General features: G+C 58.8%; 12 protein-coding genes. 1 reads left to right on the forward strand and 11 read right to left on the reverse strand.

Going from position 1 to position 12,620, the window contains the following annotated elements; all coding sequences use genetic code 11:
- Nucleotides 1-12: 12 nt before the first annotated feature.
- The 3 genes from LOH54_RS06295 to LOH54_RS06305 form a co-directional block, all read right to left on the reverse strand.
- Nucleotides 13-1,497: a 4Fe-4S binding protein gene (locus tag LOH54_RS06295; RefSeq protein WP_231021188.1), complete on the reverse strand. Its 1,485-nt coding sequence runs from the start codon at nt 1,495-1,497 to the stop codon at nt 13-15.
- Nucleotides 1,498-1,700: 203 nt separating this feature from the next.
- Nucleotides 1,701-2,801 carry a redox-regulated ATPase YchF gene (gene ychF / locus LOH54_RS06300; RefSeq protein ID WP_231021189.1) on the reverse strand — a complete coding sequence of 367 codons (1,101 nt, stop codon included), beginning with the start codon at nt 2,799-2,801 and terminating at the stop codon, nt 1,701-1,703.
- Between the two features lie 92 nt (nt 2,802-2,893).
- Nucleotides 2,894-5,467, reverse strand: coding sequence for a cation-translocating P-type ATPase (locus LOH54_RS06305; RefSeq protein WP_231021190.1), 2,574 nt, complete (start codon nt 5,465-5,467; stop codon nt 2,894-2,896).
- A gap of 210 nt (nt 5,468-5,677) precedes the next feature.
- Here LOH54_RS06305 and LOH54_RS06310 point away from each other — a divergent pair, with 210 nt between their 5' ends.
- Nucleotides 5,678-5,980, forward strand: a complete 303-nt coding sequence (locus LOH54_RS06310; RefSeq protein WP_231021191.1) for a hypothetical protein — start codon at nt 5,678-5,680, stop codon at nt 5,978-5,980.
- Between the two features lie 37 nt (nt 5,981-6,017).
- Here the strand turns inward: LOH54_RS06310 and LOH54_RS06315 are convergent, their stop codons facing one another.
- The 8 genes from LOH54_RS06315 to folD are packed head-to-tail and all read right to left on the reverse strand — an operon-like array spanning nt 6,018 to nt 12,605.
- The gene (locus tag LOH54_RS06315; RefSeq protein ID WP_231021192.1) at nt 6,018-7,454 is read right to left on the reverse strand and encodes a leucyl aminopeptidase; all 1,437 of its coding nucleotides are present in this window, start codon (nt 7,452-7,454) and stop codon (nt 6,018-6,020) included.
- Nucleotides 7,423-8,028, reverse strand: coding sequence for a DedA family protein (locus LOH54_RS06320; protein ID WP_231021193.1), 606 nt, complete (start codon nt 8,026-8,028; stop codon nt 7,423-7,425). The genes LOH54_RS06315 and LOH54_RS06320 overlap by 32 nt, the downstream gene beginning before the upstream one ends.
- Nucleotides 8,029-8,037: 9 nt before the next feature.
- A complete protein-coding gene (gene trpB / locus LOH54_RS06325) occupies nt 8,038-9,237 on the reverse strand; it encodes a tryptophan synthase subunit beta (RefSeq protein ID WP_231021194.1) in 1,200 nt (399 codons plus the stop codon).
- Entirely contained in the window at nt 9,237-9,785 is a 549-nt protein-coding gene (locus LOH54_RS06330; protein ID WP_231021195.1) for an adenine phosphoribosyltransferase, read from the reverse strand. Before LOH54_RS06330 ends, trpB begins: the two co-directional genes overlap by 1 nt.
- Nucleotides 9,786-9,793: 8 nt before the next feature.
- Entirely contained in the window at nt 9,794-10,249 is a 456-nt protein-coding gene (gene rpiB / locus LOH54_RS06335) for a ribose 5-phosphate isomerase B (protein WP_231021196.1), read from the reverse strand.
- Nucleotides 10,250-10,265: 16 nt separating this feature from the next.
- Complete coding sequence (locus LOH54_RS06340) at nt 10,266-10,943, reverse strand: site-2 protease family protein (protein ID WP_231021197.1); 678 nt, start codon at nt 10,941-10,943, stop codon at nt 10,266-10,268.
- A complete protein-coding gene (gene lepB, locus LOH54_RS06345; RefSeq protein WP_231021198.1) occupies nt 10,930-11,751 on the reverse strand; it encodes a signal peptidase I in 822 nt (273 codons plus the stop codon). The genes LOH54_RS06340 and lepB overlap by 14 nt, the downstream gene beginning before the upstream one ends.
- Nucleotides 11,748-12,605, reverse strand: a complete 858-nt coding sequence (folD, locus tag LOH54_RS06350) for a bifunctional methylenetetrahydrofolate dehydrogenase/methenyltetrahydrofolate cyclohydrolase FolD (RefSeq protein WP_231021199.1) — start codon at nt 12,603-12,605, stop codon at nt 11,748-11,750. Before folD ends, lepB begins: the two co-directional genes overlap by 4 nt.
- Nucleotides 12,606-12,620 lie beyond the last annotated feature (15 nt).

Here is a 12,620-nt window from a genome sequence, read left to right on the forward strand (position 1 = left end):
GCGGGGCAGGGTCTACAGCCTGCCTGCAGGGTGTTCTGCGGCAGGTTCGGCCGTCACACGCATTGCCTGCGGTGCGTTTTTAGACGGCTTTTCCGCGGGGGCGCTGTGGTGCCCGCGCTGCGCACGGCCGTAGGTGTCGAGGATGTAGCCCCGGTAGAGGTTGACGGCGACAAAAAAGATAATCAGCGATGCCGCAAACGGGAAGGCCAGGATTTTGGCGCGCTTTTTCGCCTCGATCAGCCTGATACGCTTGTAGAGGATGACGAGGGCCCAGGCCACCCCGACGTACCGCAGATACGAGAAGAGGTGCACCCATGCATCCTTTCGGCTTGCCGGCGAGGTGAAGTCGCTCTGTACGCCGAAGCCGTAGGCGAACCCGTCGACGATCTTCTCCATCCCGCTGACAAAGAACATCTCCAGCGTATGCGAAAGCGACCCGAAGATGAAAAGCGGCGCGAAGGCGTACCCGAGGGTGTAGAAAACGGTGCTGTACTCTTTTTGAAGGATTTTGGACGCGACGAACATGCCTGCAACGGTGATGACGACCGAGAAGAGCACGGCGTATAAAAAGGCGAACAGTCCGACAGTGTCCATACCGCCCAGGCCGGCGATCCCCTGAAGCGCCGCCGCCGTTTTCGCCCAGATGAATTCGTCGGCGATCGCACTGCGTCCCATGCCGTGGTGGAACGCCATGGTAATGGGGATGGCCGCGACGATCAGAATATAGGCCCAGACCTCCGCTTTTTCGATCTTGAAGTGTGAAAAGAGCGAAAACGAGGGTTTGGTCAGGCGGAAGCTGACCGCTTCGCAGGCGGCCGAGCAGTCCATGCAGAGGGTACAGTCTCCCATCGAGTTCTTTTTGTCAAAGTTGAAGGGACTCAGGCCGTGTGTACATGCTTTGGCACAGTCGAAGGTTTTGCACTCGCTGCAGGCGCTTTGGTTGGTCCCCAGCCACGTGAAGGAGAGCTTCTCATAGGCCCTGGTCAGGGTGCCGATGGGGCAGATGTATTTGCAGTAGCTCATCTCTTTATAGACGAGATAGAAGGCAAAAGAGAGCAGGGTCATGACGGTGAAGAGCACGGCCGAACCGAAAGGGGTATGGTACGCGGAGGGGAAGCTGTAGTAAACACCCCACCAGCCGACCATGAGCAGCGTCACGCCGATGAAACGGTTCTCAAGCCATTTGGGCATACGCTTTTTCAGGCCGAATTTCGTGAGGTAGTGCCCCAGGAATCGGTGGGGACAGATACCGCAGAAGATGCGCCCGAAGGTCGGCAGCGACACGACAATGAAGAGCGACCAGAAAATCCCCCAGAAGAGGGCCGGCGTATAGAGGTTCTCTTTCCCGGGAACGGCGAACCCCAGGGCGATCGCGTAAAAGAAGAGGGCCGTCACGGCCAGCCGCAACAGAAAAAGAAAGCGTTGGTTCTTGAAGAGGTAACCGAGCAGCGGCATGCCGTAGAGGTCGTTTCGGTCGCGTTTGATATGATCTACCATTGAATCCCTGCGTTGATGACAAACATCATATAATTAAATTATTTTTAAGTTAAGAATGTAATTTTAATAGCTTAGTGTTAAGGGAGTGTTAAAGGGAGGGGATATCCCGCGTAAAACGGGCCTGTTCCGGGGGAAGTGGGTATAGAGGGGAACCCCTCTTTTATACGTTGAAACGGAAGTGCACGTGTGCACTTAGTCAACCGTCAAACATTAAACCTAAAGTGCATGACATCGCCGTCCTGGACGATGTACTCCTTGCCCTCCAGGCGCATCTTACCGGCCTCTTTGGCACCGGCCTCCCCGTTGCAGGCGACGAAGTCCTCGTAGCCGATCACCTCGGCACGGATAAACCCCTTTTCGAAGTCGTTGTGGATGACGGCGGCAGCCTTGGGCGCCGTCGTGTTCTTGCGGATCGTCCAGGCGCGTACTTCCTTGACGCCGGCGGTGAAGTAGCTCATCAGCCCCAGTTTATCGAAGCCTTTGCGGATGATCTGCTCCAGTCCGGACTCCTCGACGCCGAGGTCGCGGAGGAATTCGTCGCGCTCCTCGTCTTCCAAACCGACCAGCTCCTCCTCGATCTTCGCGCAGAGTTTGATGACTTCGCAGTTCTGTGATTCGGCATGGGCCGCGAGACGCTGAACATACTCGTTGTCCTCAAGCAGGCCGTCTTCATCCGTGTTGGCGCCGTACATGATCTCCTTGGCCGTCAGCAGGCGCAGATCCTTGTTGAGTTCGGCGAAACGGTCATCCTCGATGTCGGGGAAGCTGCGGGCAAGGTTGCCCTGGTCGAGGTGGTCGAGCAGGGTCTGGGCGAAGTCGACCATCGCCTGCGCCTTCTTGTCCGCTTTGGCCTGCTTTTTGAGGCGTTCGATGCGGTTTTGCAGCATTTCGACGTCGGCGAGGATCAGTTCGGTCTCGATGATCTCGACGTCGCGGAGCGGGTCGATGCTTCCTTCGGTATGGACGACGTTCTCATCGGCGAAACAGCGCACGATCTGCAGGATCACTTCCGTTTCGCGGATATTGGCGAGGAATTTATTTCCCAGACCCTCACCCTTGCTGGCACCCTTGACGAGGCCGGCGATGTCGACGAAGTCGAGGGTGGAGTGCTGGATGCGCTCGGGGTTGACGATCTTGGCCAGGGCGTCCAGGCGCGGATCCGGGACGGGGACGACCGCCTTGTTCGGTTCGATGGTACAGAAGGGGTAGTTGGCCGCTTCCGCGTTCTGCGCCTTGGTCAGCGCGTTAAAAGTAGTTGATTTTCCGACGTTCGGCAGCCCGACGAGTCCGATGGCTAATCCCATAGTGGTTTCCTGTCTGTAAGAATAAGTCCGACATTGTACTCTCTCGGGGGTTAGGGACGGGTTAGGGGAAGAGCGAAGCTTTCGTGGCGGCCCTAGGAGAAGCGGATGCCGCGAAGCAGTTTGAAAAGTTCGAACCAGGCGACACTGGCGATACCGGCAACGACGGCCAGCAGAAGGCCTGCGATGTCTAGCTCCCCGAAACGGAAGAGTTGGCGAAGCTGTGGCTCGAAGAGCGCGAGTGCCAAAAAGAGGAGAGCGCCACCGGTAATCCACCAAACGGCGCGGTTCGGGATATGCAGGGATGCGAAGAGCGTACGCTTCCAGGATCGGTTGGCAAAAATAAGCGTGATGTTGGCTATGACCAGCGCCGTGAAGGCCAGTGCCCTTGCATCCTCCGCCGTGGCGCCGCGGGACAGGACTATACCGTAGAGGGCAATTGCCCAAATGAGCACACCGGTGCCCTGCAGCAGGCTTAGTCCAAGGTTCCACACGCCGAAAAGCGGCTCGTCCAGAGGACGTGGAGGGCGTAGCATGGCATCGGTCTCTTCCCGTTCCGCTTCGAAGACGACGGAGCAGGCCGGATCGATGATAAACTGTAAAAAAGCGATATGGACCGGAAAAAAGATCAGGGGCCATCCGAAAAAGACAGGCAGCAGTGCTATGCCGGCGATCGGAACATGAATGGCAAGAATATAGGCCATCGCCTTGCGGAGATTGTCGTAGATACGCCGGCCCAGCCGGACGGCCTCGACAATGGAGGTGAAATCGTCGTCAAGCAGCACTAGCGAAGCGGCTTCGCGCGCGACATCCGTCCCACGTCCGCCCATCGCGATGCCGATATGGGATGCCTTGAGTGCCGGGGCGTCGTTGACACCGTCACCAGTCATTGCCACGACTTCACCGTCAGCTTTGAGGGCGTTGACGATTTTGAGTTTGTGTTCGGGCACGACCCGTGCAAAGATATTGATCGTTCTTATGCGCGCGGCCAGCTCCGCTTCGTCGCAGCCGTCGATTTCACTTCCCGTCATCAGCGTATCGGCTCTCAGCCCTGCCTCCCGGGCGATGGTACGTGCAGTGCCGGGGTAGTCCCCGGTCATCATGACGACACGTATCCCCGCGGCATGACACCGGGCAATAGCAGAAGGCACAGTGAGGCGCAACGGGTCGGCAAGGGCGATCAGGCCGAGCAGACGAAAGGCGAAGTCGTGCTGGATGCTCGGCCACTCTTTGCCGGAGTAGCGGGCGTCCGCGACACCGAGCACCCTCAGGCCTTGCGATGAAAGCGCTTCGACCTGCTGCGCAAGTTGCGCTGACGATGCAGCATCGAGATGACAAAGGTCCGCGATCGATTCGGGCGCACCTTTCGAGGCAACGACGTACTCGTCACCGTGGGTGGAGCGCCAGACATGGGAGATGGCATGCATTTCGGCCGACAGGGGATACTCGTAGACCAGTTCCCAGTCGTCGTGCAGGTGCTCTGTACCGGAGAGATAGCGTTGCGCGAGGGCGTGCATCGCCTTTTCCATCGGATCGAAGGGGTCGGCTTCGCTGGCAAGGATCCCGAATTCGAGCAGTTCGTGAAAAGTCTCGGGCAACGGAGCCGTGTCTGTTACGTCGGGGACGCGGAAGAGCGCTTCGCCGGTGACAATCGTATGGACGTTCATGCTGTTTTGCGTCAGCGTACCGGTTTTGTCGACGCACAGAACCGTTGCCGAACCGAGGGTTTCGATCGCCGGAACGCGGCGGGTCAGCACGCGGCGCCGGGAAATACGCCAGGCCCCGAGTGCGAGGAAGACGGTGAGGACGACGGGGAACTCTTCGGGGAGCGTTGCCATGGCGAGGGTAATCCCCGCGAGCAGGCCGTCGAGCCAGTCGCCGCGCGTCAAGCCGTAGACGACGATGAGCAGGGCGCACAGTAGCAGACCGAGAGCGGCGAGCAGACGCACCATCTTTCCCGTCTGACGCTGCAGCGGGGTTTTCTCGGTCTCGATGCCCTGCAGGGACTTTCCGATGGTGCCAATGGTGCTTTTTGGACCGGTAGCGTTGACCTCCGCAATGGCCATTCCCTGTACAACAAGGGTGCCGGAGTAGACATAGGGCTGATCCTCGCCCCCGGGTTGAAGGCGTAGATCCCCCTCCAACCAATGACGCTTTCCGACAGGGACCGATTCGCCGGTCAATAGGGATTCGTCGACCTGAAGGTTCCGCTGTGCCAGGATGACGGCATCAGCGGGGACACGGTCTCCCTCGACCAGAACAAGCATATCGCCCCGCACCACTTCGCGTCCGGGGATACGCTGTTGCCCGCCGCCGCGTACAACCAGAGCGCGGGGACTCGTCATATCCCGCAGGGCTTCCAGGACGCGCTCTGTGCGATGTTCCTGATAAACGGTTGACCCTATGACAACGATGACGAAACTGAGGAGAATGGAAGCCTCGGCGTTGTCCCCCAGGAGGAAATAGATCGCTGCTGCAGCCAGTAGCAGAATAAACATGGGCTCGGTCATAACGTCGCGTACGATCACGGTCAATGTGCGCCGTCGCGCACCCGGTATTTCGTTATACCCATCAATGCGCAGCCGTGCCGCCGCCTCGGTGTCGGTCAGCCCCTCAACGTCATGCCAATCAGGTCTGTCGGGTTTGAGCATCTCTTTCTCCAGTGTCAAGTAATTGTACAGTGATCGTTATCGAAGATGCAAACATACTCATTCTGCTACATCGCGGGAAATGAAGCGGAGCAGGTGTTATAGGGGCTTGGAAAAAGATATGGCAGTGTTGTATGGTGATTAAATATTTAAAATTAATTATTTTGTAACGAAATGACGTTAGACTACTGTCGGCTTTGAATCGAAGTCAATTCCATCGAAAGTAGACCCATGGAGCGCCACTGGATCATTTCAATTGCACTATTCGCAATCGTCGCGGGCATGACGGCTGTTTTTTATGAAGCTAACGCGTTCGCTTCAATCGCGCTGTCAGCGTCGGAACAGCCGGAAATGGTTGTAGACACCGGCACTGCAGAGGAAACCCTAGAGACCTCTACGGGCATCCGTGAGTTCCTCACCTCAAACCTCATGGAGCTCTGGAGCGTGGTCAGAAGTGATGGAATACTCTCGACAGCGGCAAGTGCGGCGGGGATTATGCTGGGATTGCTGCTGCTGTTTATGAATGGTTCCTGACAAACGAACCTGTTTGCCGGGAAGGTGAGGGAAGCGCCTACTTTTCTGCTAGCGTGCGCAGGAGGGCGACGGTCGTGCGAACACCGGCACCGGTTCCGCCGTGGGGGTTGACGCCCCAGCCGGATTCCGTGTAGGCCGGACCGGCAATGTCGAAGTGCATCCACTTCTCTTTCATCCCGTCGGTAATGAAGTGGTCAAGGAACATCGCCGCCGTAATAGCGCCGCCGTAGGGGATGTTGCTGATGTTGCTAACATCGGCGATTTCGCTTTTGAGGGCTTTTTTCAGATGCGGGTTGAAAGGCAGCGCGCCGACGAGTTCCCCCGCGCGCTCCGCCGCACCGTAGATGGTGTGTTTGAGGGCGCTGCTGTGGCCCATGATGCCCGTCGTATAGGGACCGAGTGCGACGACGCAGGCGCCGGTCAGCGTCGCATAGTCGAAGAGGTAGTCCGCTTCGACATTGTCCTGGGCGTAGGAGAGGACGTCGGCAAGGACCAACCGTCCCTCGGCATCGGTATTGCGTACCTCGATCGTCTTGCCGTTGCGGGCGAAGAGGACGTCATCGGGCTTGTAGGCGTTGCCGCCGATCATGTTCTCCACCGCCCCGACAAAGCCGTGGACAGCGACGGGCAGCTTCAGCTCGCTGACGGCTTTCATGATCCCAAGCACCGCACAGGCGCCGGCCTTGTCCATTTTCATCGTGACCATGGACGTAGAGGGTTTGAGGCTCAGTCCGCCGCTGTCGTAGGTGAGCCCTTTGCCGACGAGCGAGACGGTCGCCACAGGGTTTTCCGGAACATAGGAGAGATGGATCATGCGGGGTTTGTGTGCCGAGGCGCGGGCGACCATCAGCATCGCCTGCATCTTCTCCTCTTCCAGCGCGTGCTCGTCGAAGATCTCGCAGCCCAGGTCGTTGGCGTCAGCGAGATCCTGGGCAATGATGGCCAGGTCGGCGGGGACCATGTCGTCGGGGGTCGTATTGACGAGGTCGCGGGCGAAGTTCGTGGCTGTCGCAAGGATAACGGCGCCGTCGACGGCGGTTTTCAGAGCATCGGCATCGAGTGCACTGCCGTCGTAATTCGCACCGGCAACGTAAAAGGTTTTGAGCTTGGAGGGTTTGGCGTCGGATTTGTAGCGCGTGTATTTGTAGCTCCCCAGTACAATACCCTCGACAAGGGCGGCGGCGTTTTCAAGGCCGTACTGCGCGATTTTGGCGCTCTCATAGGCAAACCCGCTGATGCTTTTGGCGGCAGCAGCCATCGCGTCGCGGAGAGCGTCGGGTTCAAACGCCGTGACGGCGGCGACGTATTCAGCCCCTTCGTGCAGCATGCAGGTCTGTCCCTCTTTGGCCTCGAATCCGGCCTGTTCGAGAACGGATTTTTTCGGGTGCGACGCCAGTGTTTCCGGCGTCAGAAGGGTAACGGTAAGGGCCGCGTCGATGGATTCAACGGGTTGCGTTTCGAGCTTGACGAGCATGTTGTTTCTCCAGCATTTGGTTTTCGATTCGTTTGAACAGGGTCGTGATGCCGTACAGCGCGGCACCGGCGAGCGGTAGGGCAAAATACCAGTGTGTTTTTCCCCACTCGAGCACCTGCAAGATCTGTTCCCCCAGCAGGTAGGCGGGGATAATCGTGATCGCCGCCCAGACCCAGGCGCTGAGCAGGTTGATAAAGGCGAATTTTTTCGAGGAGTATTTTGTGATCCCGATGCTCATCGGGATGACAGTGCGCAGTCCGTAGAGGTAGCGCTGTACGAAGATAAGGGGCCAGCCGTACTTTTTAAGCAGCAGGTGGGCAATAGCGAACTTGCGGCGCTGTGAATGGAATTTCCGCTGGATGAAGCCTTTGTTGAAACGGCCGATATAGAAGTAGATCTGATCGCCGGCAAAACCGCCGAGCCCGGCGACAAAGATGGCAATGGGGACGTTCATATGTCCCGTGGTTGCCATGATGCCGGCCATCAGTAGGCCCATCTCCCCCTCGAGGATACTCCAGACGAAAAGGATGATGTAACCGTACTCCTGCAGCAGTTCCAGTAAATAGGCTTCCATGCGTCCCCTTTAATCGAAGTGTAGCATGTCTTTGGCCTGGATCATGTCTTTGTCCCCACGGCCGGAGAGGTTGACGATGACCAGCTTCCCGGCAATGTCGGGCATTTTCTTCAGATAGGCGACGGCGTGGGAGCTCTCGAAGGCCGGGATGATCCCCTCCTTGCGGCTGAGCCAGACGAAGGCTTCCAGGGCTTCATCGTCGGTGATGGTGTCGTAGGCGACCGTACCGTTCTCCTTATGGAAAGCGTGTTCCGGCCCGATCCCGGGATAGTCCAGACCGGCGGAGATGGAGTGCGCTTCGAGGATCTGGCCGTCGGCATCCTGGAGCAGATAGCTCATCTGGCCGTGCAGGACCCCGGGGCGCCCTTTGAGCAGGGAGGCGCCGTGCTTGTCCGTCTCGGTCCCCAGACCGCCGGCCTCGATGCCGATGCACTGCACCTCTTTGTCTTCGAGGAAGTGCTGGAACATGCCGATGGCGTTGGAGCCGCCGCCGATGCAGGCGACGACCGTGTCGGGGAGGCGGCCCTCTTTTTCCAGGATCTGCGCGCGGGCTTCCCAGCCGATGATCGCCTGGAAGTCACGGACCATCATCGGGTAGGGGTGGGGTCCGGCGACGGTGCCGATGATGTAGAAGGTGTCGCGGGCATGGGTGACCCAGTGGCGGATGGCGTCGTTCATGGCGTCTTTGAGGGTACGCGACCCGCTTTCGACGGCATGGACCTTGGCGCCCAGCAGTTTCATGCGGAAGACGTTGAGCTCCTGGCGGGCGACATCCTTGGCTCCCATGAAGATCTCGCACTCGAGCCCCAGCAGGGCGGCGATCGTCGCCGTGGCGACCCCGTGCTGCCCCGCGCCGGTTTCGGCGATAACCTTCTGCTTGCCGAGTTTCTTCGCCAGCAGCCCCTGGGCAATGACGTTATTGACCTTGTGCGCACCGGTGTGGTTCAGGTCCTCGCGCTTGATGTAGACCTTCGCGCCGAGCTCTTCGGAGACATTGGCCGCATAATAGAGCGGGGAGGGACGGCCGACATAGTCTTTGAGGTAGCCGTCCACCTCGCTCCAGAAGGCTTCATCAAAACGGTACTGTTCATACGCTTTTTCAAGCTCCAGCAGGGCCGGCATCAGGGTTTCGGGAACATAGCGGCCGCCGAAGATGCCGAAATGGCCGTTGGTATCGGGATCGAACGTGGAGGGTTCGGGGATGTACATCAATCCACTCCTATAACGGTATAAACGGGGGTGAGCTCGGTCAGGCTGTCGATGCCCGGCAGGAACTCAAGCCCGAGGATAAAACAGGCTTCGACGCAGTGTGCGCCGACTTTTTCAATCAGGGAGGCTGCGGCCTTCGCCGTTCCGCCCGTGGCGATCAGGTCGTCGATGAGGAGGACCTTGGCACCTTTGTCGGTGCCGAATGCGTCCATATGCACTTCGACCTCGTCAAAACCGTATTCGAGGGAGTACTTCTCCGACACGGTCGTGGAAGGGAGTTTTCCTTTCTTGCGAATGGGGACGAAACCGACACCCAGCATCTGCGCCAGGGCCGCGCCGAAAATAAAGCCGCGCGCGTCGATCCCCGCGACAAAATCAAGGTTGTAGGATTCGTAACGCGTCTTGAGATGCGTCATCAGCGTGCTGAACGCCTCGGCGTTGTTCAGCAGCGTCGTGATGTCTTTAAAGATGATGCCCGGCTTGGGAAAGTCGGGGATATCGCGGATCGCACTTTCAATCAGGGCTTTTTGATCGACGGTCAGGGACATGGACGGCCTTACAGTGAGGCCGAGCAGCCGCCGACGGCTTCGATCTTTGCAACGCGTCCGGCGTGGCGGCCGCCCTCAAAGGCGCCCGCGACCCAGGCGTCGATGATGGATTCCGCGACCCCGCGGCCCACGACACGCTCGCCGAAGCAGAGGACATTGGCATCATTATGCGCGCGGGCCATGGTCGCCGTATAGGCGTCGTGGCAAAGAGCCGCGCGGATGCCGGAAAATCGGTTGGCGGCCATACTCATCCCCAGACCCGAACCGCAGATCAGGATACCGTCGGCATCTTCCTCGTCGGTGAGCACGGCGTTGCAGACTTTGACGGCAAAGTCGGGGTAGTCGACGCGGTCTTTGCTGTGGGGACCGAGATCGACGACCTCGTGGCCTTTGGCTTTCAGCAGTTCGACGGTGTAGTCTTTAAGGTCGAGTCCGGCGTGGTCGGTAGCAATGTAGAATTTCATGGAGTACTCCTTCGGTTTAAGATAATAGCAGATGCAGCACGTACTGGACGGGCATGAAAAGTACATACTCTCTCAGCGGCGTGATCAAGATGATGATGACGATAAACATACCGTAGGGTTCCAGGCGCTGGAACCACATGGCGATGTTGTTTAGGCCGAGTTTGAGTGAGAGGAACATTAAAAAATGCGCCCCGTCAAACTGCGGGATCGGCAGCAGGTTAAAGACGGCGAGCAGCACGTTGATAAAGACCAGCTGCATGACGATAAGGTAGAGGAAAATATAGCCCAGTCCGTCGCTCTGAACCGGCTGGTGCATCCCTGTCAGCAAGACGGCGAAGAGGGAGGCCAGGGCGAAGTTGTAGGCGATGCCGGCGAGGCTGACCTGCATGGCGGCATTGTAGCCGCCGTTGGTGATAACGGTGCGCATGTTGACCGGTACCGGTTTGGCCCAGCCGAAGAGGAACCCGCCGCCCATGCCGAGCAGCACGGGGATGAAATACATCATCAGCGGCACAAGGATCGTCCCGATGGGGTCGATGTGGATCAGCGGATTGACGGAGAGGCGCCCGGCATGCTTGGCCGTCGTGTCGCCGTAGCGGTAAGCGACCCAGCCGTGCATGATCTCGTGGCCGATAATGGCAATGGCCAGTGCAATGACGGCCGCGGCGATTTTCAGCAGATCAATAGAGTCCACGGTCTTGGCCCTCTTCGCGCTGGCGTTCGGCGACCGCGCGCTCCAGGTAGGGGGACTGTTCGAGGTCCTCGGGGGTTTTGAACATGCGGTCCCAGCGGATCTCGTAGTTGTCGTCCATGCTGAAGTAGATGAACCACGGCGTCCCTTCGACAAGGCCGTAGGGTACGGCGCCCCAGAAGCGGCTGTCGTTGGAGTGATCGCGGTTATCGCCCATCATGAAGTAGCGGCCTTCGGGTACCTGGACCGGTCCGAAATTGAAGATGGGCTGTGGGTAGCGGCCGTCATCAATGATGGAGGGATCGTGGTGGATGCCCGGATGATCCTTCATGTAGGGGTTCTTGACCCAGAGACGGCCGTCGAACTCCTTGAGTTCGTGGGTGAAGGTGTAGTGCTGGCGAATATACTCGTCCCCTTCGACCGGGTGGAGGTAGAGATCCTTGTTGAAGACGAAGAGCTCGTCCCCCGGGGTCGCGACGCAGCGTTTGACGTAGTGCAGGGTCGTGTTGTTGGGGTAGCGGAAGATCACGATGTCCCCGCGCTGAGGCGTGTCGCCGTCGATGATGTGCCCGTCGGTGCCCGGAATAAGCGGGATCTCCAGGAACGGGATGTGCGGGGTAGAGATGCCGTAGGCGAACTTTTTGGCGAAGAGGTGGTCGCCGATGAGCAGGGAGTCTTTCATGGAACCGCTGGGGATGCGGAACGCCTGGGCGACGAAAAAGATGACGAAGAGGACGATAATGACCGTTCCCGTCCAGCTGTTGGAGAAGCGGTAGGCCGCTTTGGCGGCGTGTTTGACCTTCGTCTTCATTGGCGCTCTTGTGCGTGCATCTCGGCCGCTTTGAGGGTGTTTTTCAGCAGCATGGCGATGGTCATCGGGCCGACTCCGCCGGGCACCGGGGTGATGTAGGAGCATTTCGGCGCGACGTTTTCGTAATCGACGTCACCGACGAGGCGGCCGTCCGGTGCGCGGTTGATACCGATGTCAATAACAATGGCCCCCTCTTTGACCATATCCTCCTTGATCAGGTTGATGACCCCGGCCCCGACCAGGACGATGTCGGCGTTGCGGGTATGGGCTTTGAGGTCTTTGGTATGGATATGGGTGATCGTGACGGTCGCGTTGGCGTTGAGCAGCAGGGCCGCCATCGGTTTGCCGACGATGTTGGAGGCGCCGACGACGACGGCGTCTTTGCCCGTGAGGTCGATCTCGTACTCGGCGAAGAGCTCCATGACGCCCAGCGGGGTACAGGGGACGAAGCCGTCCAGCCCCGTCATTAGGCGGCCGGCATTATAGGGGTGGAAACCGTCGACGTCCTTGTGCGGGGCGACGAGTTCGAGCAGGCGGGTCGTGTCAATATGCGGCGGAAGCGGGAGCTGGACGAGGATACCGTCGATGTTGGGGTTGCCGTTCATCATTTCGATGGTCTGTTCGATCGCCTCCTGGGAGATCGTTTCAGGCATTTCGTGGGTGACGGAGTAGAAACCGGCGCGGTCGCAGGCCTTCTTTTTCATGCCGACGTAGGCATGGGAAGCGGGGTCGTTGCCGACGAGGATGACGGCGAGGCCCGGGACGCGACCGGTCCGTTCCTTGAGTTCGGAAGCCGCGGTGGCGACACCTTCTTCAATCTTCTTGGAAAGCGCTTTTCCGTCGAGTATCTGCATTTCAACTGACCTAAT

Origin of the sequence: Sulfurimonas sp. HSL-3221, from assembly GCF_021044585.1 — a bacterium.
Lineage (GTDB): Bacteria > Campylobacterota > Campylobacteria > Campylobacterales > Sulfurimonadaceae > Thiomicrolovo > Thiomicrolovo sulfuroxydans.